The organism is Streptomyces sp. R35 (assembly GCF_041053035.1).
GTDB lineage: Bacteria > Actinomycetota > Actinomycetes > Streptomycetales > Streptomycetaceae > Streptomyces > Streptomyces lutosisoli.
In genome coordinates, this window is the sequence record NZ_CP163440.1 from 8,472,157 (window position 1) to 8,497,783 (window position 25,627).

A 25,627-nucleotide genomic window follows, 5' to 3' on the forward strand; every position below is an offset into this window, starting at 1 on the left:
AGACCGAGAGGGCAGGAACATGACCGAAGCGCCACCGTCGCCCCACACTGTTTCGGGGCTCAGGACTCCCCTCGGTCCGCGCCACGCGGACCAGCCGTGGTGGAACGCCCAGCGCGGCTCCGCCATGCCCTACGGGCGGTACGCGCGGCCCGCTCGTCCCGAGGCCGACCCCACCGGCCGTACCTGGCCGTCGAATTCGCTGGTCAAGGCGCCGCTGTGGGCGTCGGTCGACCTGCGCGACGGGAACCAGGCGCTCAGCAGCCCCATGGACGTCGAGCGCAAGAGCCGGATGTTCGACCTCCTCGTACGCATGGGGTTCAAGGACATCGAGGTCGGCTATCCCTCGGCCGGCGACGCCGAGTTCTCGTTCGTCCGCACGCTGATCGAGCAGGACCGTATCCCCGACGACGTGACGATCTCCGTCTTCACGCCGGCCCGCCCCGAACTCATCGACCGGACCTTCGAGTCCATCGAGGGCGCGGACCGCGCGATGGTGCACCTGTGCCACGCGACCGCCTGTCTGTGGCGGGACGTCGTGTTCGGTATGACCCAGGACGAGGTACGGCGGATGGCGCTGGACTCGGCCGAGCGGGTGGCCCGCAGGGCGGACGCCGCCAAGGGGACCCGGCTGCGCTTCCAGTACTCCCCGGAGACGTTCAACGTCACCGAGCCGGAGTTCGCGCTGGGCATCTCCGACGCCGTCACCTCGCTCTGGGACGCGAGCCCGGAGCGGCCCGTCACCCTGAACCTGCCGACGACGGTCGAGACCGACTCGCCGAACGTCTTCGCGGACCAGATCGAGTGGATGCACCGCAACCTCGACCGCCGCGACGGGATCATCCTGTCGGTGCACCCGCACAACGACCGCGGTACGGCGGTGGCCTCGGCGGAGCTGGCCGTCCTCGCCGGCGCCGACCGGATCGAGGGCACGCTCTTCGGCAACGGCGAACGCACCGGCAACGTCTGCCTGGTGACGCTGGCCCTCAACCTCTTCAGCCAGGGCGTCGACCCGCAGCTGGACCTCTCCGACCTCGACGAGATCCGCCGCACGGCCGAGTACGCGACGCGGCTCCCCGTCCCCCCGCGCCACCCGTACGGCGGCGACCTCGTGCACACCGCCTTCTCCGGCACTCACCAGGACGCCATCGCCAAGGGCCTGGCCGCGACCGACCGCCGGATCGCCGAGACGGGCGATGCGCGGGCCGTGCCGTGGAACGTTCCGTATCTCCCCATCGACCCCAAGGACATCGGCCGCAGCTACGAATCGGTGGTCCGGGTCAACAGCCAGTCCGGCAAGGGCGGGGTGGCCCACGTCCTCAAGACGGCGTACGGCCTCGACCTGCCCCGCGGGATGCGCGTGGAACTCGCGCGCGAGGTGCAGCGCATCGCCGACGGCGACGGCGCCGAACTCACCCCGGCCGACCTGCGCGCCGTCTTCACGCGGACGTACCTCGACTGCGCCCAGCCGGCCCTGCTTCTCAAGGAGTTCGAGATCTCCCGTGGTCCACGGGTCACCGTGGACGCCCTGGTCGCGCACGCCGCCGGAAGGGCCACACGGCTGACGGGCTCGGGCCCCGAGGTGCCGAGCGCGTACGCGGCCGCTCTCGCCGGCGCCGGCCTCACGGTCGAGGTCACCGAGGCGCACGGGCACCCGGTCGGCGCCGGCACCAGGTACGCCGCCTACGTCAGGATCACCCTCGACGGCACCCCCTGGTACGGCGCCGCCCTGGCCGACACGGAGGATGAGGCCCACCTGTCCGCCGTCAACTCGGCGGTGAACCGCGCCCATAGCTGAGCGCGGCGCACAGTGCCTTGCGGTGGACCAGGGGGCTTTTGATCCGACCCCTTGTCTACGGGGCGTTGATCGGCGTCGCCGGGCGGGTGACGTGCCACCGCTGCGCCGGGTGCTGCGTCGAGCGCTGGGGCGAGCACGGCGCCTGGCACTGGGTGCTCGAAGGAGTGACGCGGCTCCCAAAGCCCATCAGCGCGACCGGCCGATTGCGCCTCTGGCGGCCGGAGCCGGACGCCACCAAAGCGGCTCTGGCGGCTCCGCAGACCGCCGGGTGACCGTCACCGGGGAACGGGTACGGAGCCGCCAGGCGCCAACGTGGCTGCACCTCGGACGTGTTGGCGACAGCTCACCGGCCGTGGGTCTTACGCTCCAATTCATCGAGGCGGACAAGCGCGACCTTGATGTGCTGCAAGCCACTGCGCGCCACGTCAGCCTCCTTGCCGAACTGTGTCTGGACGCGCGCCGACTCCTCCCGCTCCTGGGGCGTGAACACGTGATCAGACCACCGAACCATCGGGCCCACCGCCCCAGGCGCGTACGCAAACGCTTGATCCCATGCCTGAGCCACCTCGGTCAGATGCTCGCGCAACTCGTCGGCGGCAGCACCCAAGGCAAGCTTGGCGGTACGGTCGTGCCACTTCCGAATGCCGAGCCAGATGCCGTTGCCGAAAGCCCAGGCGAAGGCCGGACAGCCGGGGGTGAACTTGAGCCAGTCGTCCCACCAGTGGGGGACATCATTTCTCCGGCCGGAGGAATCAGCCGGCACTACATGTAGCGCTGGGCTGTCTAGGTGACGTTGAGCTCCCGGCGCGCACGGCTGATCAGGTTCTGGGCATCGGTGCCGAACACAGCCGACTCCCGCAGCGTGCGCCAGGTCCGCAGGTACAGCGCGATCGAGTCGCTGTCGTCGATCCAGAGCTCGGCGTGCCAGACCTCGACCATGACGAGACGCTCGTCGTGCACCCAGAAGCCGCCGGTCGGCGGGATCTTCAGCGAGGCCGTGAAGGGGATGACCCCCAGGTGGACCGTATCCAGGCCGATCAGTCCGGCGAGACGGTCGAGCTGCGCGGCCAGCACCGAAGGCGGGCAGATCAGCGACCGAAGCGCGGTCTCGCCGATCAGGATCTCGAAGCGCCTGTTCGCCTCGTAGAGGAGCTCCTGACGCTTGAGCCGGGCGCGCACGGCCGCCTCGGTGTCCCGGGGCGAGCGCTGGAGCTCCGCGTACCGGTTGAACACGTGCCGGGCGTAGTCGGCCGTCTGGAGGATGCCCGGCACGGTCACGGACTCGAAGCCGTGCACGACGGCTGAGCGCTCGTACTCGGCGGCGATCGTCTGCTGTACCGGCTGGTGCCCGGCGGCGAGCTGACGTCGCCACGAGCGGATGTGTGACTCGAACCCCCGCAGCCGGGCGAGGAGTTCGCCGTACGCCTCCGGCTGGCCGGTCGCGTCGGCCCAGGCCCGCAGATCTTCGGGGGTCGCGGTCTGCTTGCCGTTCTCCAGCTTCGAGATCCTGGGCTGTGGCCAGCCGAGAAGCTGCGCGAGCTGGGTACCGGTGAGACGCCCTTCGGGCGCGGACATGCGCAGCTCCCGCAGGCGCACCCCGAGCGCCTCGCGTGCCTGCTGATAGTCCGTCGTCACCGGTACCCGGACCGCCCTTCTAGCTGGTGGCCGCTGCGAGTTGCTGGAACGGCACGGCGTGATGCCAGGCCGCGTCCCGGAGCATCGCGTACCTGATCACCTCGGCCGGTTCGGTGATCAGCTCCACGTCCGTCAGCTCGTCGGCGTCGGTGAAGTTGAGCCGGGCGACCAAGCGCGAGTCGAAGATCCAGAAGTCTTCGTTGCCGAGCTTCAGCCGGTCGGCGTCGTCCCGGCGCAGGGTGCGGATGTCCTCCCCGAGCTCGGTGTTCCGCTCGGCGTTGACCAAGAGGTAGCGCTGACCGCTGGTCGCCGGGTCGTCGACCACCCGCACGCGGGCCACCGTCTTCCCGGCCGCCGTCTGGCGCCTGATCGTCTCGCAGTACCAGGAGCTCATGTCCCAGTCGACACGGCCCTCGGCGAGGAACTGCGCGTACGTCTCGGTCGACTCGTCGGACGCGTACCGGCGCCGGGTCTCCAGCCGCCAGGCGGTGTGCTCGAAGATCTCGAACAGCCGGTTGAAGGCGTCGAGGTCGATGATCCTCGCCTGCCTCGTCGCGTCCTTGGGTGCCCAGTCCGTGATCAGCTCGCGCGGGACGACGACCGCGACTTCGCCGGGGCCGAGGTGCTGGAGCTGAGCGACGTCCTCGGGGTCGGTGAGCGGCGGGCCGTGGACGATCACCTGGCCGGTGTCGACGTCCTCGTGGATCGACGGGCAGCCGGTGTCGCCGCTGCCTGTGCCGTTGAAGCGGATGTTGCGCGTCATGTGCCCCTCCCTCGTCGGGCTGTGCTCTGTGTTGATCAGCTTGTCGCCGGGCCACCCGGCGCGGCTACGGCCTCCCAGACGCTGCGTGAGAATCCTCGGGTATATGTCGTGGCCCCCTGAGAATAACGGCGAATATCTGCTGTCGCCCAGAACTCCCGCAGGCCAACGCTGAGTTCATGACCACTGCACAGAAGTCGGGCACGACCGAAGCCGTCGAGGCGGTCGAAGTGCTGCGCGGAGCGCTGACGGCGGCGGGGATCGTCCTGCCGTCCCTGGGGGCGGACGCAGCCTCCCCTGCCCTGAACCTGATCAACCTGGGCCGGGTGCGCGCCGACGTCGCGCTGAGGCTCGCCGATGTCCTCCGGCGGGGGTGCGCATGAGCGCGTACGAGCCGGACGTCGGTGATCTCGCGTACGACGAGACGACGCGCAAGGTCGGCGAGGTCGTCGATCACGTCGGTCCCTACTGGCAGCTCAAGCCGCCCGGCGGCGGCCGTGAGTGGGACGCCCACGGCCCGCTGCGCCCCGCCACACAGGCGGAGCGGCTGTCCTGTGATCTCGCGCTGGTCAACGCGACGAGCCGGGGTGAGCGGCTGTGAGCACGACGACCGAGACCGGCGAGGTGACCCTGTCGGCAGAGTGCACCCTCGCGAAGCGTCGCGGATATGAAGATCTGCACGGCGAGTGCAGGCAGACCAAAGACGTGCCGCTGCCACACTCGAACGGCCTGCTCCTCGTGCGCCGCTGCGGCTGTATCTGCCACCGCCGGGGCGGCGATCCTGCGGCGCGCAGCGATCCGCAGGCCCGGAGGAATCAGACATGAGCGCCCGCCTTCAGATCTGCCGTGCCTGCGACGAGGAGATCACCGACCCTGCCGACGTCATCGCGGTCGCTCACGAGTTGGGCAACTCGGGGCCCGGCTGGACGGTGTGGGCGCACCGCGAGCACGTCGACGACGTGGAGCTGATCGACCCTGTCCTGCTCCGGATCATGACGCGCATCTGGGTCGCGCAGGCCGCAGCGCAGTAGCGTCGCCTGTGCAGCACGAAGCCCGGCCACTCTCCCCCGTGGCCTGGCTTCGTCGTGCGTGCTGCGTCAGGCTGCGGCCACCGCCCACTTGATCCGGTCGGCCGGAGCATCTGACGGGCTGTCGGCAACGCGCGTGATCCGCACCTCGCCCAGGGTGTCAGGGGTGAGCAGCAGTGCGGCGATCTGCCGCTTGAGCTCGACCGGCGCGGCGTTCCAGCGGCGCTCGACGTCCGGCCCGTACCCATCGGTGCGCCGTACGCGGCCATGGTGAACACCAGCGCCGCGTCCATCGGACCGATCCCGCCCGGCGCGAGCACGGCCCCGACGGCGGCACTGGCGAGGAGGAGGAGCGCGAGGAACAACTGCGCCCAGGTCAGCGGCAGCCCGAGCACCCCCCGGCGGCCAGGAGCAACGTCCACTGGTCCGGTACGAGTTCGCCGAGCGGCCTTTCCGGCAGGGCGCCCTGCCGGACGCACGCGGCGGCCGCCCAGCCGAGGCAGGTGGTTCCCGCCGGTGTGACGCCACGGTGTCCGGCAGGGGGAGGCGCACCAGCGGGTGGGCGACGTGGCCGGCCCCTTGCCCGGGCCTCGTTACTGCCCGGGCCCGGTTACGAGGTACAGACGTTCTTCAATGCGTCGGCCGCGTCGTCGATCTTGCTGGAGTCGGGGTTCGTGTCGCCGTTCAAAATGGCCTTGTTGTAGTCCGCGATCGCCTTGTCGAGGTCGTCGACCGCCTTGTCGGCCTTGTCGTTGTCCGACTTGTCGCCGATCTTGGCGCTGATCTTGTCGAGGTGCTTGTCGATGTTGTCGATCGACTCGTCGGTCCGCGTCGGGTCCTTCGCAGCGTCCACGCCCGCCTCATGGATGGCCTTGAGGCTGTCGGCGATCGTGTCGGCGTTCTGCAGACAGCCCAGTGAGTTGTCGACGTCGTCGCAGCCGGTGATGAGTCCGGCGGTCAGCGCGACGGCGGCAAAAGTGGTAGCGATGGTGGCAGTGCGGCGTCCGCGTCGGCGGTTCGCGGCCATGGATGAGTCCCCTCCTGGATGGGCTGTGCGGTGACTTGGGCAGGCGTCCGAAGTGTGCGGGGGCCTCAACGTGACGTGGTGGGCAGTCCGGCCGGCTTCCGGCGGTTCGCGATCAGTCCGCCGGCCGCGCCCAGCGAGACCAGGCCCATGCCGGCGGCGGCCATGATCCCCTTCGCGCCGTCCATGGTGAGGTAACAGACCGCGGCGACGGCGCCGTTGAACAGGAACAGGAACCAGAGCACCGGCGGCGTCGACAGGAACGCCTTGATCCTCGGCTTCTTCGCGATGCGCGAGCCGGCCAGGAGCGACACGGCGATGCCGGCGTAGGTGGCCACGTCCTTCTGGGTGCCGTCGAGGATGGCACCGGAGGCGGAGCTCGCGGCGAGTCCGCCCACGAAGAACGACCAGAGCAGCAGGTTGGCGACGAACGCCTTCACGGCGGCGAGCAGCGACTTCACGGAAGTTTCCTTAGCAACGGGGAGACATGGGTCTGTCGCGATCCGTGGATCTGTTGCGATCGCTGTCGACCACGATCCCGTCGCCCGTTCGCCGCCACGAGGGACCAGCCTCCCGAATCCATGGTGCAGCCCGCTGCACCATGGGTCGGATAGTCGGTCATCGGACCGCCCGCGGGCGGTCCGATGACGGTTGCCGCTCGGCGCGCTGAGCCGCCGCGACGCGGTGCTCGCGATGAGCCGGGGCGCGTCCGCGAGCCGCCAGGGGAGCACCCCGTAACGCGTAGGGGCGGGCCGCCGGTGGGGAAGTCCGGCGGCCCGCCCTGGTAGGAGGAACGGTGGGGTCAGCTGACGTCGGAGGCGTCCAGGCGGTACAGGCCGCTGGAGCTCGACGAGGACGAGGACGAGGACGAGGAAGACGACGACGAGCTGGAGCTGGTGGATGAACTCGTGCTGTACGCCGAGGACTTGACGGCGGTGCCGTGCTTCGCGACCCAGGTGGCGATAGCGGAGTCGGTGCCCTGGCCTCCGGTGCTGCTGATCATGATGTAGTGCAGCTTGCCGGACTTCACCAGGCTCTTGAGCTTGGCGAGGGTCATGGCGTTGTCGCTGCCGGACCAGCCGCCCATGGAGATGACGGGCTGTCCGGACTCCAGGATGATCGAGGACGCGGTCTGGTCGGTGGCCACCGCCAGCAGCCAGGTGGCGCCGTCCTGGTGCTTCTTCAGATACGTGATCATGTCCGACGAGACCTGGCTGCCGCCGCCCATCTGACCACCGCCACCGCCCGTCTGGCTGCCGCTCGGCTTGGTGCCGGACTCGGCCGTGGACGACGAGCCGCTGCCGGACGGGGGCTCGCCCATGGACTGGCCGCCGCCGGTACCGGTCGGTGCCTCTCCGCCCATGGCGCCCTTGCTGCCGCTGCCGCCGGGGCCGCCGCCCGTACCCCCCATACCGCCGCCGGTGTTCGGGCCGGCCGTCGGGTTGGTGCCGTTGCTGGAGGTACCGGTGGCCGCTGAGAGCGAGTACGCGGTGGGCCCCGCCAGCAGGGCGACGACGGCGGCCAGGGCCGCGAAGCCCAGGAGCCGCTGCCGCTTCATGAACCGTCCGGCGAGCAGTCCGAGCACCGAGAACGCGCCCGCGACACCGACCACGACCTCGGCGACGGTGTAGAGCGTGCCGGAGCCCGACACCCGCTGGAGCAGGACGATCGCCCAGCCCGCGCTGGCCGCGACGGCGGCCGGCAGGACCCAGCCCCACTTCGCCGCAGAGCCCTCGCGCAGCGCCTTGTACAGCATCACGCCGCCGGCACCCGCCAGGGCCGCGATACCGGGGGCCATGGCAGTGACGTAGTACGGGTGGAAGGTGCCCTCCGCGAGGGCGAACGTCAGGTAGTGCAGGACGAACCAGCCGCCCCACAGCATCAGTGCCGCGCGCTTGGCGTCGGTGCGGGGCGCCCGGCCGCGCAGGATCAGGCCGCCGACGAGGGCGATGGCCGCGAAGGGGATGAGCCAGGAGATCTGGCCGCCCATGATCTCGTTGAAGAGCCGGTAGACGGACGCCGTACCGCCGAAGCTGGCGCCGTTGCCGGCCGAACCCACCGACGAACTCGCGCCGAAGATGCGGCCGAAGCCGTTGTAGCCGATGACCAGGTCCCAGACCGTGTTGTCGGTCGAGCCGCCGATGTAGGGGCGGGAGGAGGCGGGGATCAGGTCGACGATCACCATCCACCAGGCGCTGGAGACGAGCAGCGCGACGGTGGCGACGCCGAGGTTGCGGATCCGGCGGCCCACGGAACCCTGCGCGGCCCAGAGGTAGACCAGGAAGAAGGCCGGCAGGACGACGTACGCCTGCATCATCTTGGTGTTGAACGCGAAGCCGATCGCGACCGCCGACCAGACCAGCGGCATCAGCCGGCCGGTGCGGACGGCCTTCAGCAGGCCGGCCGCGCCGAGCAGCATCAGGAAGACCAGGACCGGGTCGGGGTTGGTGTCGCGGGTGATGGCGACGGTGATCGGGGTGAGGGCCAGTGCCAGCGCGGCGATCGTCGCCGCCACCGGGCCGAAGTCCCGCTTGACCAGACGGTGCAGCAGGGCCACGGATCCCGTGCCGACCGCGACCATCGGCAGCATCAACTGCCAGGTGCCGTAGCCGAAGGCGCGGGCCGACAGGCCCATCACCCACAGCGCGAACGGCGGTTTGTCGACGGTGATGAAGCTGCCGGAGTCCAGGGCGCCGAAGAAGAACGCCTTCCAGCTCTTGGTGCCGCTGTAGACGGCGGCGTTGTAGAAGGTGTTGCCGGTGAGGGAGGACAGGTTCCAGGCGTACAGGGCCGTGGCGAGGAGCACGATCGCCCACAGGGAGGGGCGGGCCCAGCGCGGGTCGTCCTCGGGCCCGGTGAAGACCCTTCGGGCGCGGGCGGCGATGCCGCCGTGGGGGTCCCCCCACGCCCTCAAGGCAGTGGGGGAGGGCGGGGCGGCCCGGTGCGAAGGCCGGGAGCCCTCCTGGTGGGGCGGCGGGGCGAGGGTTGTCATGACGCATACTCCAAGTGATCCGAGCGGGACGAGGTGCTTGCGTCGGCAGCCTGAACAGGCGTGACCTCGGCGGTGTTTCGAGTGGCCGGTACCTGCGGGGCGCTGCCGCGGCGCGGTACGGCGGCGATCCCGGTGCGGCCGGTCAGGGTGGCCCTCAGCATCCGGCCCATGCCCAAGAGGTCGTCGACGGCGGTGCGGACGATGTCGACCCGGCTGTCGGGGTCGTCGACCCAGTCGACCGGGACCTCGTGGATGCGCAGTCGGTTGCGCTGGGCGAGGACCAGCAGTTCGGTGTCGAAGAACCAGGCGTTGTCCTCGATGTGCGGGGTGAGCGCCCGGAACACGTCGGTGCGTACGGCCTTGAACCCGCACTGCGCGTCCGAGAAGCGGGCCGCGAGCCCGGCCTTCAGCAGCAGGTTGTAGGAGCGGGAGATGAATTCACGCTTCGGCCCGCGCTCCACCGCCGACTGACGGTGCAGCCGGCTGCCGACGGCCACGTCGCTGTGGCCGGAGAGCAGGGGAGCGACCAGGGGGAGGAAGCCCTCAAGGCCGGTGGACAGGTCGACGTCCATGTAAGCGACGACGTCCGCGGTCGACTGGCTCCACACGTGCTTCAGGGCTCGGCCCCGGCCCTTGGCGTCCAAGTGGACCGCGTGCACATGGGGCAGCCGGTGGGTCAGGTCGATCGCCGTCTGCCAGGTGCCGTCGGTGCTCGCGTTGTCCGCGACGGTGATGCGGAACGGGAACGGGAAGGAGGCTTCGAGGTATGCGTGGAGACGGCCGATGCTGTCGGCGAGGACATGAGCCTCGTTGTAGACCGGCACCACGATCTCGACCGAGCGCTGCCGGACGCCTCCTGCGTTCTGTTCGTTCATGGCAGCGACCATCCAGCCCGCGTCTGGGGCATCGGTGAGGCTTCACTGAGGGCCGGATGAGAATCAGCAAACCCACAGCTTGCCCACAGCCGGGCCACGCCGGACCCCAAGGAACGCGAACGCCCCCTGCCCATAAGCGAGTTCCCCGCGCCCCTTTTGAGGGGCGCGGGGAACTGCACAATCTTTTGGCGGGGGTCTGGGGGCGCAGCCCCCAGGAACGGATGGGACGGGCAGGGGCGGCGGGGGCGATCAGATCGGGTAGTGCGCATGGCCGACGGCCTGCGCGGTGACCCACCGCGTGTCGGTGAACGCCTCCGCGCCCGCCTGCCCACCGAACCGCCCGTACCCGGAACTCTTCACACCACCGAACGGAGCCTGCGGTTCGTCCGCGATGGACTGGTCGTTGACATGCACGATGCCGGTACGGAGGCGGGCGGCGACCGACAGCCCCTGCGCCAGGTTCTCCGTAATGACACCCGCGGTCAGCCCGTAGGGAGTGTCGTTGGCGAGCACGACGGCCTCGTCGACGCTGTCCACGACATGGATCACGGTCGCCGGGCCGAAGATCTCGTCGTAGTAGACCTTCATCTCCTTGGTTACCCCGGTGAGGACGACCGGCCGGATCAGCGTGCCCGGCTCCTCGATCTCACCGGTACCCGCGGCCAGTTCGGCGCCGCGCGAGACCGCGTCCGCGACGAGCGCCGCGACCCGCCGCGCGGCGGCCGCGTTGACGACCGGGCCGACCGCCGTGCCCGGATCGGCCGGATCGCCGTACGGCAGTGCCTGGACGCGGGCGGCGAACTTGGCCGTGAACTCCTCGGCGACCGCGCGGTGCACGACGACCCGGTCCACGCACATACAGATCTGTCCCGCGTTCATGAAGGAGCCGAAGACCGCGGCGTCCACCGCGTAGTCGACGTCCGCGTCCTCCAGGACCAACAGGGCGTTCTTGCCGCCGAGTTCGAGCACGGCGGGCTTGAGGTGCTGGGCGGCCTGGACGCCGATGGTGCGGCCGACCTCCGTGGAACCGGTGAAGTTGACCATCCGTACCCGGGGGTCGGCGATCAGCGCGGAGACCACCTCGGCGGCGTCGGCACGGTCATTGGTGACGACGTTGAGCACGCCCGCGGGCAGCCCGGCCTCGTGCAGCACGTCCGAGATCAGCAGACCGCAGGCGATCGGCGCGTCCTCGCTGGGCTTCATCACCACGGTGTTGCCCATCGCGATCGGCATCGCCACCGCGCGCACCCCGAGGATGACCGGCGCGTTCCACGGCGAGATCGCGGCGATCACGCCCTTGGGCACCCGCACCTGCGCGGAGTAGACGCCGTCGGAGTTGGTGGCGAGGGTCTGCCCGGTCGGGCGGCTCACCTCCGCCGCGGCTTCCAGGAAGATGTCGGCGGCCAGGTGGGCGTTGAACCCGGCCCAGGGCGCGACGCCGCCGACCTCGGCGGCCATCAGGCGCACGATCTCCTCCGTGCGCTCGGCCATCAGCTGCGCGGCGCGCAGGAAGATCCGGCGGCGCTCGGCCGGCCTGGTCGCGGCCCATGCCTCGAACGCGGCGTCGGCGGCGTCCACGGCACGGCGTACGTCGTCCGGGGTGCCGGCGGCGACCTCGGCGCAGACGGCGCCGGTCCAGGGGTTGATGTCGGACGCGGTGCGGCCGGAGGAGGCGGGGACCTCCTGGCCGTTGATGATCAGTCCTCGGGTGGTGGACACGGGGTGCTCCTGAGGTGAGGAAGGGGGGAGGCTCACGCCTCGGCGGACGCGGACGCGGGCGAAGGTGCGGCGGCCCGGCGGGTGAGCAGGGCGCGGTGGGCGAGGCCGACAAGTGCCGGGGCGACCAGCGGCGCGATCATGTAGTTCCAGAAGTGCTCGTGGTGACCGGAGAGCAGGGCCGGACCGAAGGCGCGCGCCGGGTTGATGCTCGCCCCGGTCACGGTGCCCAGCGTCGCGATGACCACGCCCACACCGATGCCGATGACCGCCGGGATCAGACCGCGCAGGGCGGGCCTGGCCATCACCAGCGCCACCGCGACGAACACCGCGGCGAGCGCGGCGCCCTCGATGAGGAACAGTTCGACCGCGCCGGTCCCGGGCGCGGGCGCCACGGCGCCGTAGCCGACCTGGCGCACGGGTTCGCCCCACACCGCTCCGGCCAGCGCGGTGCCGGCCACCGATCCGGCGAGCTGCGCGGCGAGGTACGGGAGGACCGCGCGGGCCGGGAAGAGACCGCTCGACCACAGGAAGACGGTGACACCGGGGTGGAGGTGGCCGCCGGAGGCGCGGCCGGGCGGCGAGTACATCAGCGCCGCGATCAGCGCGGCGACCGCGATTCCCGCGACGGCGAACAAGGTGTGCGGATTGCCGATCGTCAGTGACGAGCCGGGGAGGGCCAGCCAGCGGACCAGGCTCACCACGACGAAGAGAAGCACCGTGGTCAGCGCGAATTCATAGGCGCTGTGCCGGACGAGGTCCGCGCGGCTCTGGGCGGAATTGCTCATGGGAGTCCTCAAGGCAAGGGCAGGGGCAGGGGCGAAGGAGAGGGGCGGGGCCTGGTGGGGTGCGTCCCGCACCGCGCCGAGATATTGTTTTTTCGCTGAGTGAACTTAGATTCATTTAGCGAGTGCGCCGAGTCTGCGCGATCGTCGTGACGGCTGTCAATGGCCGGTAGCGTTCTCCGGACGACGGGTACGGCCTCATGCGCCGGAGAGCGGAAGTACGGGAGGAGAAGCCATGGCGCCGGGCGTTCCGGGGGCGGCATCGCGGACATCGGCGTCGGCGGACCCTTCGCCGACGGACACCGGAGCGGAAGCCGCCGGAGCGGAAGCCACCGGCCCCCTGGAGCGCGGCCTGGCCGTGCTGCGGATCATGGCCGACGCCCCGCACCCGATGCGCCCGGGCGACCTCGCCCGCGCCACCGGCCTGGCCCGTTCGGCCGTCGACCGGGTCACGGCCACGCTCACCCACCTCGGCCATCTGCGGGCCGAGGGGCGTGAACTCGTGCTCGCCCCGCGCCTGATGGAATTCGGCAACGCCTACCTGGACGCGAGCGGCCTGTCCCACGCGCTGCGGCCCGGCCTGGAGCGGCTGACCCGCACCCTGGACGAGTCGGTCTCGGCGATCGTCCTGGACGGCTGCGACGCGCGCATCGTCGGCAAGGCCGTCCCGCCGGGCCGGGTGATCCCCCTCGGCTTCCGCGTCGGCGACCTGCTGCCCGCCGAGCGCTGCGCGGCCGGCGCCGTACTCGCCACCGGGTGGGAACCGGACACGTACGACGTCTGGCGGGCGCGCCGCGCCGCCGACCCCCTCGACACCGGGTTTCCGGCCGTCCCCACGCGCCGCACCGCTCCCGGCCCCGAACGGACGGAGGCCGACTTCGCCGCCTGGACTTCGGCGGCGGCCGCGAACGGCTGGGCGCTGGACGACCAGCTGGTCGCCCCGGGCCTGGTCGCACTGGCGGTCCCCGTGCGCGACCCCGACGGCCGGCCCGTGTGCGCGATCAGCGTGCTCGCGCACACCAGCCGCCACGGCGGCGACGAACTGCGCGAGCACGCCCTGGCCGCGCTGACCGCCGCCGCCCAGGACATCGCCGACGAGCTGTACGGCACCGCGCCCGCGGCAGCCCCGGCGCCGCCCGCCGCCCCCGCCTACACCGACGCCAAGCCCGAACTGGGCCCGTCCTTCCTCCAGGCGCTGGCCAGGGGTCTGACCGTACTCGCCGCGCTCGGCCGGCAGCGCGGCGGACTCACCCTCGCCGAGGCCGCCGAGGCCGCGGGGCTGTCGTACCCCAGCACCCGGCGCAATCTGCTGACGCTGCGTCAACTCGGTTACGTGGAGCAACGCGCCCGCCGTTTCCTGCCGGCCCCGCGCGTCCTGGAGCTCGGCTACGCACGGCTGTCCACCCTCACCCTCGCCGACATCGCCCAGCCCCATCTCGCCGACCTGGCCGGACAGGTGAGGGAGTCGACGTCGCTGGCGGTCCTCGACGGCGCCGAGGTCCGCTATGTGGCGCGGGTGGCCGCCGAGCAGATCACCAGCGCCCGCATCACGCCCGGCACCCGGCTGCCCGCGTACGCCACCTCCATGGGCCGGGTGCTGCTCGCGGATCTGCCCGAGGCGGACCGGCAGGAGCGGATCGGTGCCCTTCGGCCGCAGGCCCTGACCCCGCACACACTCACCTCGGCCGCCGCGCTCGGCGCCGCCCTGGACCGCGCCGCGAGCGAGGGATTCGCCCTGGTGGAGCAGGAGTTGGAGGCGGGGCTGCGCTCGCTCGCCGTACCGGTCAGGGACCGGAGCGGGCGGGCCGTCGGTGCCCTGAACGTCGCCCTGCACGCAGGACCGGAGTCGCCCGAGCACACCCGGGACACCGTGCTGCCCGCCCTCCGCGCGAATGCCGCCCGCATCGAGGCCGACCTGGCCGTCGCGTTCGCCGACGCTCCGGTACAGACCGGCTGACCGCCACCACCTGACGGTGCGACTACGGGGCGGGAAGCGCCTGCTCGGCCCAGATCGTCTTCCCGGTGCCGGTCGGGCGGGTGCCCCAGCGGTCGGTGAGCTGGGCGACGAGGAGGAGGCCGCGGCCGCCCTCGTCGTAGGTGCGGGCCCGGCGCAGATGGGGCGAGGTGCTGCTGGCGTCGGAGACCTCGCAGATGAGGGCGCGGTCGCGGATGAGCCGGAGCTGGATGGGGGCGCCGCCGTAGCGGATGGCGTTGGTGACCAGTTCGCTGACGACGAGCTCGGTGACGAAGGCGGCCTCGTCGAGCCCCCATGCCGTGAGCTGCTCGGTGGCGTACTGCCGGGCGGTGGCCACCACCGCGGGATCGGCGGGCAGGTCCCAGACGGCGACCTGCCCGGTGTCCAGGCCGCGCGTGCGGGCCAGCAGCAGGGCCACGTCGTCGGCGGGGCGCTCCGGGAGAAGAGCCCTGAGTACGTTGTCGCAGGCGTCCTCCAGGTCCCTGGCCGGGGCCGCCAGGGCGGCGCACAGCGCGGCGGTGCCCGCGTCCACGTCGAGGTCGCGGGCCTCCACGAGCCCGTCCGTGTAGAGGGCGAGTACCGCGCCCTCGGGCACGTCCAGCTCGGTGGACTCGAACGGCAGACCGCCGACTCCGAGCATCGGCCCCGCGCTCACCTCGACGACCTCGACGGTTCCGTCCGGGAACAGCACCGCGGGCGGCGGGTGCCCCGCGGAGGCGATCGTGCAGCGCCGGGACACCGGGTCGTACACGGCGTACAGACAGGTCGCGCCGATCTCGGTGCCCACCCCGCTGTCGTCGGCCGCCAAGTGCTCGACCAGATCGTCCAGGTGGGTCAGCAGCTCGTCCGGGGGCAGGTCGACATCGGCCAGCGTCCACACCGCCGTACGCAGCCGGCCCATCGTGACGGAGGCGTGGATGCCGTGTCCGACGACGTCTCCGACGATCAGCGCCACCCGCGTGCCGGACAGCGGGATCACGTCGAACCAGTCGCCGCCGACGCCCGCCTGGGACAGCGCCGGAAGGTAGCGGGAGGCGAACTCGACGGCGGCCTGGCCCGCCAGCGCCTGGGGCAGCAGACTGCGCTGGAGGGCCAGCGCGGTCGTGTGCTCCTTGGTGTAGCGGCGGGCGTTGTCCACGCAGACGGCGGCGCGGGCGGCCAGCTCCCGTGCGAGCGACACGTCGTCCTGGTCGAAGGGGTCGGGGCCCTGCGGGGTGAGCAGCCGTACGAAGACCGCCACCCCGAGCGTCGTACCGCGTGCCACCAGCGGTACGGCCATCAGGGAGAAGTCCTCGTTGTCGCTTTCGCGCAGTTTGGCGGACCGGCCGTCGTGCCGTGCGACCCAGTCGTCGAGGTCCGCCTCGCCGCTTCTGGTGAGCACCGCGAGGCCGGTGGCCAGCGCGCAGGCCGGCGGCGAGGAGGACGGATAGACGTCCGCGGTGCCCAGGCCGATCGCCGCCTCGGGCACCCCGGCCGTGAGGGAGTGGTGGGCGACGCGGCGCAGCTCCAGATCGCCGCCCACCGGGCCGACGGCGGGTTCCTCGCCCTGGAGCACCGAGTCCAGCAGGTCCACGCTGACGAAGTCCGCCAGCCGGGGCACCGCCAGTTCGGCCAGCTCCCTGGCGGTGTGGATCACGTCCAGCTTGGTGCCGATGCCTGTGGCGGCCTTGTTCAGCAGGGCGAGCCGCTCCTTGGCCGCGTGCTGCTCGCTGTTGTCGAACGCGGCCAGCGCGACCCCGAGCAGCTGCCCCGAGGGGTCCCGCAGTGGCCACATCTCGGTGTTCCAGGCGTGCGTCCGCATCCCGGAGGGCGCGCGGGTCCAGCTCTCGTAGTGCACCGGCTGTCCGGTCTCGACGACCTGCCGGAGGTGGTGCAGGAAGCCACGGCTGTGCTCCGCGTCCTCCACGGTGTCCGGGAAGAAGCGGCCGGTGAACTCCGCCTCCGGCCGGCCCATGATCCGGCACGCCGCGTCGTTCATCCGCAGATACCGCTGCCCGGTGTCGAAGATCGACATCGACACCGACGCCTGCCGGAACGCCAGCTCACCCAGCACACGACCGTCGCCGTCCGGCGCCGCGGAGATCACATATCCCCCCGGCTCCCCGTTGGCGCCCCGCAGCGGGCACACCCGCAGGGCCAGCTCCGTCCGCCGCCCGTCCCGACGCCGTACGGTCACCACCGCGCCGCCGCCCGTCCGCAGCTCCCGCCGGACCGCGTCGGCGTCCCCGTCCACCAGCTCCGACACCGGCCGTCCGGTGATCTCCTCGGCCGCGTATCCCGTCAGCAGGCGAGCCCCTTCGCTCCAGCCCGTGACGACTCCGTGTGCGTCGACCAACGCCATGGCGTCACCGGCCGTGCTCTCCCGCCCCGCATCGCCCGGCAATGTCACCATATGTACAAGGATGATGCGATCGGTCAGCTGCATCAACCCAGGGGCCGGGCGCCGTCAATCCAAGGACCGGGGTGCCTTGAACCCAAGGGCCGGGCAAAGCCTGTGCCCTCGTGAGCTCCATACGGGGCCGCCCGCGTGGCCGGTCCGCCAGGCCCAGGCGGCGATCTTCACACGGTTCCGCGCCGGGAGCTTGAGCTGAGCGCTGCCGAGGTGCGGTTTCGCGGTCGACAGGGACATGCAGCTGACCGCGTACGTCGCCGTCCTCGGTACCGGAGCCGACGACAACGGCCGGGGCGGCCCGCAGCTGCCGCTCGCCGCCCGGGGCGGCGGCTTCGGCCTGGTCGGCCCGGCCGAACGGGTCACCGCGCTCGGCGGCGAACCGCGAACCGGCCCGCGCCCCGACGACGGCTGGGAGGTCGTGGCCCTGCTGCCGGCCGCGGGGCCGGGGGTGAACGCCTACGCCTGACGGGGGCCGCCGTCGCCGGGCACTTCCACCCGGGCCGCCAGTCCGGCGATCAGCAGCTCGATGCCGTAGTCGAACTCGGCGTCGTGGTCGCCGACGGCCAGATAGGGCGCGGCGGCGGTCAGCAGGGGGTCGCCCGTCGCCGTGATCTCCTCGATCCGCTCCTGGGCGTGACCGGGGTCCCAGGTGCCCAGGGAGATGGCGTGGCCCAGTTCTCGCATGATCGTGCCGACGATGTACGCGGCGTAGCTGCGCAGCGCGTGTACCGCTTCCTCCGGCGGAAGTCCGAGGCCGGTGAAGCCGGCCAGTGCGGAGCGGATGGTCTCCAGGGCGGCCGGTGACTTCGTCGGCCTGGTCAGGACCAGGGAAAAGGCCTTGGGGTGCCGGAGCGCGGTGGCCCGGAAGGCGGTCGCGTGCGCCCGTACGCGGTCCTGCCAGGAGCCGGTGTCCGACGCCGAGAAGTCGACCTCGGCGAGCAGCGCCTCCGCGACGCCGTCGAGCAGCGCCTCCTTGTTGGGGACGTGGTTGTAGAGCGACATCGCCTCGACGCCGAGCTCGGTGGCGAGCTTCCGCAGCGAGAAGGAGTCGGGCCCGTCCCGGTCGATCATCGTCACCGCCGCGGCGATCACCTTGTCGCGCGTCAGCCCGAGCCGTCTGCCGCGGCCGGTGCCCTGGGCCTTCATCCGGTCACTCTCCCCTGTGCGCATGCCTGTGCGCATGCCGTGGTCAGGGCGATCCTGCCAGACGTCCGACATGACTTACACCGCAAGTCCAGCTTCGCGAAGAGCGCCGCCTGCCGTGGTGTTCTCGGCCGGCCGGCGCTGGCGCGAACCCGTCTCCCGCGACCGGGGATTCGGCGAGTCGCCGAACGCCTCACCGCCGTACGCCCCATGCTGACCGGGGTGGGCGGTCCCCGGACGTCCGGGAGCGGCCGTCCCCGTACGCCGGTCCCGTGCCGCCCCGGAACCTCTGGAGAACCATGGACGCCGACAGCAACCACCGCGACGACGCCCACCCCGACGCCCCCGTCCAGGCTCGCGCCGCCGCGCTTCTGCGCCGTCCGATGCTGTGGCTGGTGCCCACCGTCCTGACCGGGCTGCTCGCGCTGCTGCTGTCGCTGCTCTACATGGGCGGCATCGTCAACCCGAACCAGCACCTGCACGATCTGCCCATCGGCATCGTCAACGCGGACACGGGCACACCGCTGCCCGGACAGAAGCAGAACGTGGGCACGCAGGTCACCGAGGCCGTCGTCTCCGGCGACCCCTCCGGCAAGGCGGACTGGCGCCGGCTCACCCAGGCTCAGGTCCAGGCGCAGCTGTCCTCCGGCAGGATCTACGGCGCCCTGGTCATTCCCGCGGACTTCACCACCTCCGTCGCGGCGCTCACCACCGCGAACGCCACGGCCCGGCCGAAGCTGACGGTGCTGACCAACCCCGGCATGGGCAGCCTGGGTTCGTCACTGGCAAGCCGGATCACCACGGCGGCCGCCCAGCAGGCCTCCACGACCATCGGCAAGCAGCTGACGGCGGCGCCCGCCGCCGCGCAGGCCGACTCCACCACGCATCTGCTGCTGGCCGACCCGGTCCAGGTCATCACCGCGGTCGGCCACCCCATCGGCGAGCACAGCGGCCTGGGGCTGAGCGCGTTCTACTACACCCTGCTCCTCGTGCTGGCCGGCTTCATGGGCGGCAACCTGATCAGCACCGGTGTCGACACCGCCCTCGGCTACGCGGACAGCGAGATCGGCCCCTGGCACACCCGCCGCCCCACCGTGCCGATCAGCCGTACCCAGACGCTGCTGCTGAAGATGGTCATGACCGCCGGGATCACCGTGCTCACGACCACGCTGGTCATGCTGGCCACCATCTCGATCCTCGGGATGGACGCCTCGCATCTGCCGCTGCTGTGGATCTACTCCTACTGCGCGAGCCTCGCGGTCGGCCTGGGCGTCCAGGCCATCAACGCCGCCTTCGGCGGGATCGGGCAGCTGGTGTCCATGTTCGTGTTCATCGTGCTGGGCCTGCCGTCGTCGGGCGCCACCGTCCCGCTCCAGGCCGTCCCCGGCTTCTACCGCTTCCTGTCGATCTTCGAGCCGATGCGGCAGCTCAGCGACGGAGTGCGCGCCATCCTCTTCTTCGACGCCCGCGCCGACGCCGGTCTCTACCGCGCCTGGATCATGATCGCGATCGGTTCCCTCCTCGCCCTTCTCTTCGGCTTCGCGATGACCCGCTACTACGACCGCAAGGGCCTGCACCGGATGACTCCGCAGCCCGCCTGACGGGTGCTCAGGCGCCCCGGCCGGCCGACGGGAGCGTTGCGGCCGTCCGGCGCGCAGAAAGGCCATCGCGTCTCGCCTCAAGCCGTCGCTCACGCTGCGGGGTTGGGATCCGCTCTCTGTTGAGGCGGGAGCGGGCGAGTGATCAGGAGACCCGCACAGGGAGGGTGCGGTGGCCATTGGAGATGAAGGAGTCCACCGGCCGCAATTCCTCCTGAAGGACGGCGAGTTGGAGGTCAGGGAACCGCTCGAAGAGTGCCGGGAGCGCGATCCGGGCCTCCAGGCGGCCCAGCGGGGCGCCGAGGCAGTGGTGCACGCCGTGGCCGAAGGCGAGGTGTTCCTTGTCGGCGCGGGTGACGTCGAAGCGGTCGGCGTCCTTTCCGTGCCGCTCGGGGTCGCGTCCGGCGGCGGCGTACGCGACCAGAATGGCCTCGCCCTTCCCGATGAACGCCCCATCCGGACCGCCCAGTTCGGCGATGTCGAGGTCCTCCACGGCGTACCGCAGCGGCAGGCTGGCGACCGGGGCGTCGACCCGCAGCGTCTCCTCGACGACGTCCTCCCACGAGGCCCGGCCGTCCCGCACCGCCGCGAGCTGCTCGGGATGGGTGAGCAGAGCGTGGACGGCGTTGTCGATGAGGTTGACCGTGGTCTCGTGCCCCGCGCTGATCATCAGCACCAGGGTGTCGAGCAGTTCCTGCTCGCTCAGCCGGGTGTCACCCTCCTCGTCGCGGGCCGCGATCAGGCCGGTGGTGAGGTCGTCACCGGGCGACTCCCGCTTGGCGGCGACGAGTTCGGCCAGGACGACGTACAACCGCTCGTACGCGGCGGTCATCTCACCCGGGTCGGCGGAGGTGTCGAAGAGGCGGTCCACCAGCCGTCGCAGCTCGGGTCCCCGCTCCTCGGGCAGGCCGAACAGCTCGCTGATCACCTGGATCGGCAGCGGGTAGCAGAACCCCTCGCGCAGATCGACGGCCCGGGATCCGCGCCCGGCCTCCTCGATCCGGTCCAGCAGTTGCGCGGTGATCTCCTCGATGCGCGGCTGGAGCGCGGCCGTCCGGCGTGCGGTGAACGCCTTGGAGACCAGAACGCGCAGACGTTTGTGCTCGCCGCCGTACGTGGTGAACATGTTCCGTACGGCGACCCATGTGAACAGCGGCCACTCCGGCGTGATCTCTCCGCGGGCGAACCGGGGCCAGTGCTGCCGGGCGTCCTTGGACACCCGGGGGTCGGTCAGCAGCCGCTTGAGCAACTCCGGACTGCTCACCGCCCAGGCCTCCACACCACCGGGCAGCGCCACCCGCGTCACCGGGCCGGCCTCGCGGATGCGGGCGGCTTCTCGGTGAATGTCGCGCCCGGTCACGTCGATCACTAAGGGACTTGGATTTCCCACGTGGAGCCTCCCTGGCCCGCGAACGTCGATACGGCACGTCACGCTACGCGAGGGTATGGTGCCTCAGCGAGACCGCCTGGGCGTCCGGTGCGTACTAGGGCAACTTCCCCGCGCGTACGGGGGCAACTTCCCTGCGCGTACAGGCCAGTCGGTGAGGGGGAGTGGTGCTCGGAAATTGCAGAAGTGCCGCGACGCGCGCAGTCTGAAGGCAGTGCCCCCTGCCCTGCGACCCTGAGGGTGGCGGGCGGTGCGGAGGAGGATCGTCATGACGCACTATGCCGCCCCTTCCTCTCCGAAGGGGAAAGGCCTCCATATTTCCCTGGAGATATCCCGCGACTGGCCGTTGCTGGCTTCGGCGGCAACTGCCTTGCTCAGCTTCCTCATGCTCTTCGTTCCCTGGATATCGGGCTACGTCAGTCCCAACGCCTTCGGTACAGGCATGCAGGCTGCTGGACCCGCACTGATCATCGTCATGGTGACCGCCGTTCTCGCGCTGGAATTCATGGCTCTGGCGGTGGACAGGAAATACGCGCCCGTGGCTCTGATTCCCGCGAGCTGTCTTCTGGTGGTCTACATCATGAAACTCGGCGACGTGGGCGACCTGATCAACTTCAATCAGCAAGTCACCGGGATAAGTGTGGGCTCCATCGGGGTCGGTCTCTGGCTCGGTTCCTTTTTCGCCCTGGCAACCTTGATATTTCTCATTCTGTCCCTTGTGCTGGCCGCGAGGACGCGACCGGGGCAGGCGTCCCGGCAGTCCCCGCCACCGCCCCCCGGGTATCCGCCACGGCCCCCAACGGAGTAGCCGCGAGGAGTTGTGGGCCATACCCGCCTTGAGCGGCGGGCAGGTCTCGCTACCCCGTTCGGCGCGGGCGCAACCGCAACCGCCGCCGGCGCGGCTCCTGGTCCGGGAGCCAGCCGAAGGTGAGGCAGCTGCCGATGGCTCCGAGCAGGAGGCCGATGAGGAAGCCGCCGAGGTTGGAGGTGAGCCAGGTGCCGAGAGAGAGCAGGATGCCCAGGAGGGAGTAGAAGAGCCGCTGGGCCGGGTTGAAGAGGATCAGCAGGCCGCACAGCAGCATCAGGGTGGGGAGCAGATAGCCCGCCAGGCCCTGCATGCCGATGTGCATGACGACCTTCAGGGACGCCTTCTCGGTGAGGAGGATCTCCGCCCCGGCCAGAGTGAGCAGCAGCCCGCCCCAGAAGGGGCGGTGCGCGCGCCACTGCCGGAAACCGGATCTCAGGTTCCGGACGGAGGACATCAGCAACCCGAGTCGCTGAAGCGGAGCTTGAGACCGGGGAGCTTGAACACCGCTGCCGTGGTCGCATAGTTGGTCTGCCGCAGGTTCCCGATGTGCACGGTGTCGGCCTGCTGGCTGAACACTCCCTTGGGACCCTGGACTCCGGCCTTGTCGAGTGTGCTGGCGTCGTTGCCGATCTCGATGTTGCCGAAGGACGCGTCGCCCGACAGCTCCGTCGAGTCGGTGGTGAGGTGGCTCGCCTCCACCTTGTCCGCTCCACTGCCCGCCGTGATGAGCAGGTTCGTACCGCCCAGGTCGACGCTCTGGCAGAGCTTGGTGAGCGTCGCGCTCTTGATCGCCGAGGTGACGATCAGGACCTGGCCGCCGGTGTCGCCGGCGTTCGGGCTGTCGTCCGCCATGTTGTCGAGGCCGCCGAACTGCTCGAAGCCCGTGCCGTTGAGCTCCGTCGCGGTGACCGTGAACGGCATGCCGGAGATGGCGAACTGGACGCCGAGCGCGCCCTGGGCGGTGAGGATCATCAATCCCGCGGCGATCGCGGTGGCGGGCACCGCCATCACGGCGGCGCGGCGCAGGCGAACCCGCCCGCGTCTGTCCGGACCGCCGGCGGCTGAACCGCTTTCTGTGTTCTCGGGGGTCTCGGGGCTGGAACCGTTGGACGCCGTGGCGTCCGAGGACGAGGCCATGTCTGCTCCCTGGGCATGTGCGATGCGGGTAGGGGTCCAGTGGCCCGTTGTCCTGGCGCGGACAGCGGCTGCCGCGCACGCCCCTCACCTCTCCCGGCTCGGGCAAGGGCTTTCTGGTTACGCAGCAGTAGCCGCCGAGGAAGTTACCCGGGGTTACATTCGCGGGTCAAGGGACTTGTGGGAAAAGGGTGTTGGTTGTGCCGCACCTGTGAACACGACACGGCGACAGGGCCGCGTTGACCTTCAACTTCCTTGCCACGCCTTGACGTTGACCATTCATCAGGTCTACAACTCTCCCTTGTTTCCCATGGATCCGTGGCGCCGGATCCATTGCGCGACGCGCAGGTCACCTCCCGGCCCCCACCCCTTCCCGGGGCATGCCGTGACACGTCTGAACGCGCGGAGCGCCACTTCATCCCACCCCCCACCCCGCGGCACCGGCACGGTCGCCTTCCCCCTGGGCCGTGCCCGGTCGCCCGGCTGTCGCTGCCGGCCCGTGGCGTACGGAGAAGGCGCCACGGACCGGCAGCGGTCTCCTCGTTCACCCCCGCACACGCATGTCCCGCACGCACACCTGCACCAAGGCACCCCACACCCCCCTTCGGAGAAGAGGCACCCCCCATGCGTACTCGATCCCTCCTTGCCCTTGTCGGCGTCGCCGCGGCCCTCTCGGTGTCCGCGACCGTCCCCGCCTCCGCGGCCGACACCCCGGTGCTCACCACCGGCAGCGCCGGCGGAACCGCCGTGGCCACCGGTGACGTCCTCAGCGCCTCGCTGGCGAGCGGCACCGCGGCCACGCTCTACTCCAGCAGCACCGGCACGAGCGGCGTCTCCTGCTCCGCGTCGACCTTCACCGCCACCGTCACCGACAACCCGGCGGCCCCCGGTACGGCGACCGAGTCGCTCACCGGGCACACCTTCGACAGCAGCACTTGCACCAGCAACGTCGTCGGCGTGCTCGGCGTCACCAGCATCACGGTCGACAACCTGCCGTACACCACCACGGTGGCCTCCGACGGCACCGTCACCGTCACTCCGGCCGCCGGCTCCGTCATTCAGACCACGGTCAAGCTGCGCACCCTGCTGGGCAGCATCACCTGCGTCTACCAGGCGTCCAGTCTGTCCGGCACGGCGAGCAACACGGACAACAGCATCGCCTTCACCAATCAGCAGTTCGCGAAGACCTCCGGCTCGTCCCTGTGCTTCAGCAGCGGCTACTTCACCGCCAAGTACGCGCCCGTCCAGGACACCAGCCAGTCCGGCAGCCCTTCGGTCTACGTCAACTGACCGATTCGAGGCCTGAGTTCAACTCGGACCTATTCGAGACCTGAGTTCAACTCGGCCTTCGGGCCCGGTCGATTCAGCGGCGGCGCCGGAGTGAGACGGCGGCGCCCGCGGTGAGAAGCAGCGCCGCCGTTCCCCCGGCGATGAGGGGGAGCGCGGCGCTGCTGCCGCCCGAAGTGCTGTCGGCGGCCGGTGCCAGGTGATCCGGAGCGGTCGCCTCGGCCGGTGACGTGGTCACCAGCGTCGGCGAGGCGGTCGTCGGTGACGGCGAAGCGGTCGTCGGCGTGGGAGTGGGTTCCTGCCCGGCCGGTGCCGTCGTCTTCTGGGTGCCCTCGGCGCTCGTCCCCGCCTGCCGCGTGGGCGTCGGCGTCGCGTGCCCGCCCGACAGCACCACGTCCGAGCACGAGTAGTACGTATCCGTCGTGCTCGAGTTCTGCCAGATCGTGTAGAGCATCTGACGGCCGGTCCGGTCGGACGGCAGCGTGGCCTTGATGCGGTAGGCGCCGTTCACCAGAGCCGGGTCGGTGGCCGTGGCGAACGGCTGCGCCGGCAGGTCGGACCACTTCAGGGGCCGGGCCGGGTCGTAACCCGGCTTGGTCAGAAACAGCTTGAAGGTCCCCGTGTGCGGAATCGTCGAGCTGTACGTGAGGGTGAAGGTGCCGCCGGGAGTCAACCGCGTCGACGGCCAGTCCGCGCGGGCGAGGTCGAGGCCCTTGTAGGCGGCGAGGCCCCCGCTGCACAACTGCCCGTCGGGGATCACCTGGCGGTCCCTGCCGTTGACGCCGGCCACCCGGAGGTTGTCCCAGGCCGTGAAGGGCGCGCCGTTCACGGCGATCGCCGCCTTGCAGGCCGCGGTCCGGATCAGACTGCCGCCCTCGGGCGAGCACGCCGCCACCCGGCTGACCGGATACGTCGGCGCGCCGTGCGCCTGGGCGGGTCCCGCGGCCCAGGTCGCGAGGAGCAGCGGAGCCGCCACGGCGACAGCGGCCGCGGTGGCGGTGCGGTAGGCAGTCATCCGGTGGGTCTCCTCGGTACGTCGGCGAAGCGGATCGGGGTTCCGCCGCCATGGCTGAGCGCCGTCAGGCGGAAGCCACCGCGCGCGGCATGGACGTACTCCTCGCTCGGGGCACCGTGAAGTACGGGTCCACGCGGCCGTACGTTCAGAGCGGGGGTGCGGTGCCGTACGGCACCGCCGCGATAGGTGCGAAACGGAACCTTCCGGCGAACTGGCCGCATGTGAGGGTCGGTTACCAGCCAGATCGAGGGTTTCCCCTATATCTCTCTTACCTGCTC

General features: G+C 71.0%; 24 protein-coding genes and 3 pseudogenes. 10 read left to right on the plus strand and 17 right to left on the minus strand.

What is annotated here, in order from left to right:
• The first annotated feature begins 19 nt into the window (after positions 1–19).
• Complete coding sequence (locus AB5J50_RS38100; protein WP_369263213.1) at positions 20–1,795, plus strand: 2-isopropylmalate synthase; 1,776 nt, start codon at positions 20–22, stop codon at positions 1,793–1,795.
• Positions 1,796–2,138: 343 nt separating this feature from the next.
• Here the strand turns inward: AB5J50_RS38100 and AB5J50_RS38105 are convergent, their stop codons facing one another.
• From AB5J50_RS38105 to AB5J50_RS38115, 3 genes are read right to left on the minus strand one after another with little or no spacing between them, the layout of a single operon-like run.
• Positions 2,139–2,558 (minus strand): hypothetical protein, encoded by a 420-nt coding sequence (locus AB5J50_RS38105; protein ID WP_369263215.1) that lies wholly within the window; start codon positions 2,556–2,558, stop codon positions 2,139–2,141.
• A 20-nt stretch (positions 2,559–2,578) separates the two neighbouring features.
• Positions 2,579–3,430 (minus strand): helix-turn-helix domain-containing protein, encoded by an 852-nt coding sequence (locus AB5J50_RS38110; RefSeq protein WP_369263217.1) that lies wholly within the window; start codon positions 3,428–3,430, stop codon positions 2,579–2,581.
• A gap of 19 nt (positions 3,431–3,449) precedes the next feature.
• Positions 3,450–4,193, minus strand: a complete 744-nt coding sequence (locus AB5J50_RS38115) for a DUF6879 family protein (RefSeq protein WP_369263219.1) — start codon at positions 4,191–4,193, stop codon at positions 3,450–3,452.
• A 176-nt stretch (positions 4,194–4,369) separates the two neighbouring features.
• On the opposite strand from AB5J50_RS38115, the gene AB5J50_RS38120 reads away from it, so the two are divergent.
• The 4 genes from AB5J50_RS38120 to AB5J50_RS38135 are packed head-to-tail and all read left to right on the plus strand — an operon-like array spanning position 4,370 to position 5,221.
• On the plus strand, positions 4,370–4,573 hold the full coding sequence (locus tag AB5J50_RS38120; protein WP_369263221.1) for a hypothetical protein: 204 nt from the start codon (positions 4,370–4,372) through the stop codon (positions 4,571–4,573).
• Complete coding sequence (locus AB5J50_RS38125) at positions 4,570–4,791, plus strand: hypothetical protein (protein WP_369263223.1); 222 nt, start codon at positions 4,570–4,572, stop codon at positions 4,789–4,791. The genes AB5J50_RS38120 and AB5J50_RS38125 overlap by 4 nt, the downstream gene beginning before the upstream one ends.
• Positions 4,788–5,015, plus strand: a complete 228-nt coding sequence (locus AB5J50_RS38130; RefSeq protein WP_369263225.1) for a hypothetical protein — start codon at positions 4,788–4,790, stop codon at positions 5,013–5,015. Before AB5J50_RS38125 ends, AB5J50_RS38130 begins: the two co-directional genes overlap by 4 nt.
• Positions 5,012–5,221 (plus strand): hypothetical protein, encoded by a 210-nt coding sequence (locus AB5J50_RS38135; protein ID WP_369263227.1) that lies wholly within the window; start codon positions 5,012–5,014, stop codon positions 5,219–5,221. Before AB5J50_RS38130 ends, AB5J50_RS38135 begins: the two co-directional genes overlap by 4 nt.
• A gap of 242 nt (positions 5,222–5,463) precedes the next feature.
• On the opposite strand, the pseudogene AB5J50_RS38140 reads toward AB5J50_RS38135, so the two are convergent.
• The 7 genes and pseudogenes from AB5J50_RS38140 to AB5J50_RS38170 form a co-directional block, all read right to left on the minus strand.
• Positions 5,464–5,610 (minus strand): annotated as a pseudogene (locus AB5J50_RS38140) (UPF0104 family protein); the annotation flags it as partial.
• 218 nt (positions 5,611–5,828) lie between these two features.
• Entirely contained in the window at positions 5,829–6,245 is a 417-nt protein-coding gene (locus AB5J50_RS38145; RefSeq protein WP_369263228.1) for a hypothetical protein, read from the minus strand.
• Between the two features lie 65 nt (positions 6,246–6,310).
• Entirely contained in the window at positions 6,311–6,703 is a 393-nt protein-coding gene (locus tag AB5J50_RS38150) for a hypothetical protein (protein ID WP_369263230.1), read from the minus strand.
• A gap of 341 nt (positions 6,704–7,044) precedes the next feature.
• Positions 7,045–9,234: an ArnT family glycosyltransferase gene (locus tag AB5J50_RS38155; protein WP_369263232.1), complete on the minus strand. Its 2,190-nt coding sequence runs from the start codon at positions 9,232–9,234 to the stop codon at positions 7,045–7,047.
• Complete coding sequence (locus AB5J50_RS38160; protein ID WP_369263234.1) at positions 9,231–10,109, minus strand: dolichyl-phosphate beta-glucosyltransferase; 879 nt, start codon at positions 10,107–10,109, stop codon at positions 9,231–9,233. The genes AB5J50_RS38155 and AB5J50_RS38160 overlap by 4 nt, the downstream gene beginning before the upstream one ends.
• A 249-nt stretch (positions 10,110–10,358) precedes the next feature.
• Positions 10,359–11,828: an aldehyde dehydrogenase family protein gene (locus tag AB5J50_RS38165; RefSeq protein WP_369263235.1), complete on the minus strand. Its 1,470-nt coding sequence runs from the start codon at positions 11,826–11,828 to the stop codon at positions 10,359–10,361.
• A 32-nt stretch (positions 11,829–11,860) separates the two neighbouring features.
• Positions 11,861–12,613 carry an aquaporin gene (locus tag AB5J50_RS38170; protein ID WP_327432577.1) on the minus strand — a complete coding sequence of 251 codons (753 nt, stop codon included), beginning with the start codon at positions 12,611–12,613 and terminating at the stop codon, positions 11,861–11,863.
• Positions 12,614–12,845: 232 nt separating this feature from the next.
• Here AB5J50_RS38170 and AB5J50_RS38175 point away from each other — a divergent pair, with 232 nt between their 5' ends.
• Complete coding sequence (locus AB5J50_RS38175) at positions 12,846–14,567, plus strand: IclR family transcriptional regulator C-terminal domain-containing protein (protein WP_369263236.1); 1,722 nt, start codon at positions 12,846–12,848, stop codon at positions 14,565–14,567.
• 22 nt (positions 14,568–14,589) lie between these two features.
• On the opposite strand, the gene AB5J50_RS38180 is transcribed toward AB5J50_RS38175, so the two are convergent.
• Entirely contained in the window at positions 14,590–16,977 is a 2,388-nt protein-coding gene (locus AB5J50_RS38180; protein ID WP_369263238.1) for a SpoIIE family protein phosphatase, read from the minus strand.
• Between the two features lie 54 nt (positions 16,978–17,031).
• A pseudogene (locus AB5J50_RS38185) lies at positions 17,032–17,214 on the minus strand (hypothetical protein); the annotation flags it as partial.
• Between the two features lie 43 nt (positions 17,215–17,257).
• Between AB5J50_RS38185 and AB5J50_RS38190 the strand changes: the two are divergent.
• A pseudogene (locus AB5J50_RS38190) lies at positions 17,258–17,443 on the plus strand (sensor histidine kinase); the annotation flags it as partial.
• On the opposite strand, the gene AB5J50_RS38195 reads toward AB5J50_RS38190, so the two are convergent.
• A complete protein-coding gene (locus tag AB5J50_RS38195) occupies positions 17,434–18,147 on the minus strand; it encodes a TetR/AcrR family transcriptional regulator C-terminal domain-containing protein (protein WP_369263239.1) in 714 nt (237 codons plus the stop codon). The pseudogene AB5J50_RS38190 and the gene AB5J50_RS38195 sit on opposite strands and share 10 nt — an antisense overlap.
• Before the next feature lie 272 nt (positions 18,148–18,419).
• Between AB5J50_RS38195 and AB5J50_RS38200 the strand changes: the two genes are divergently transcribed.
• Positions 18,420–19,721, plus strand: a complete 1,302-nt coding sequence (locus tag AB5J50_RS38200; protein ID WP_369263241.1) for a YhgE/Pip domain-containing protein — start codon at positions 18,420–18,422, stop codon at positions 19,719–19,721.
• Between the two features lie 142 nt (positions 19,722–19,863).
• On the opposite strand, the gene AB5J50_RS38205 is transcribed toward AB5J50_RS38200, so the two are convergent.
• Positions 19,864–21,108, minus strand: a complete 1,245-nt coding sequence (locus AB5J50_RS38205; protein WP_369263243.1) for a cytochrome P450 — start codon at positions 21,106–21,108, stop codon at positions 19,864–19,866.
• 265 nt (positions 21,109–21,373) lie between these two features.
• Here AB5J50_RS38205 and AB5J50_RS38210 point away from each other — a divergent pair, with 265 nt between their 5' ends.
• Entirely contained in the window at positions 21,374–21,913 is a 540-nt protein-coding gene (locus AB5J50_RS38210; RefSeq protein ID WP_369263244.1) for a hypothetical protein, read from the plus strand.
• Between the two features lie 49 nt (positions 21,914–21,962).
• Here the strand turns inward: AB5J50_RS38210 and AB5J50_RS38215 are convergent, their stop codons facing one another.
• Positions 21,963–22,367 carry a DUF6114 domain-containing protein gene (locus AB5J50_RS38215; protein ID WP_369263246.1) on the minus strand — a complete coding sequence of 135 codons (405 nt, stop codon included), beginning with the start codon at positions 22,365–22,367 and terminating at the stop codon, positions 21,963–21,965.
• Positions 22,367–23,050 carry a DUF6230 family protein gene (locus tag AB5J50_RS38220; protein WP_327432586.1) on the minus strand — a complete coding sequence of 228 codons (684 nt, stop codon included), beginning with the start codon at positions 23,048–23,050 and terminating at the stop codon, positions 22,367–22,369. Before AB5J50_RS38220 ends, AB5J50_RS38215 begins: the two co-directional genes overlap by 1 nt.
• A gap of 621 nt (positions 23,051–23,671) precedes the next feature.
• On the opposite strand from AB5J50_RS38220, the gene AB5J50_RS38225 reads away from it, so the two are divergent.
• Positions 23,672–24,337, plus strand: coding sequence for a Tat pathway signal sequence domain protein (locus AB5J50_RS38225; RefSeq protein WP_369263248.1), 666 nt, complete (start codon positions 23,672–23,674; stop codon positions 24,335–24,337).
• Between the two features lie 73 nt (positions 24,338–24,410).
• On the opposite strand, the gene AB5J50_RS38230 is transcribed toward AB5J50_RS38225, so the two are convergent.
• A complete protein-coding gene (locus tag AB5J50_RS38230) occupies positions 24,411–25,349 on the minus strand; it encodes a lytic polysaccharide monooxygenase (protein ID WP_369263250.1) in 939 nt (312 codons plus the stop codon).
• Between the last annotated feature and the right edge of the window lie 278 nt (positions 25,350–25,627).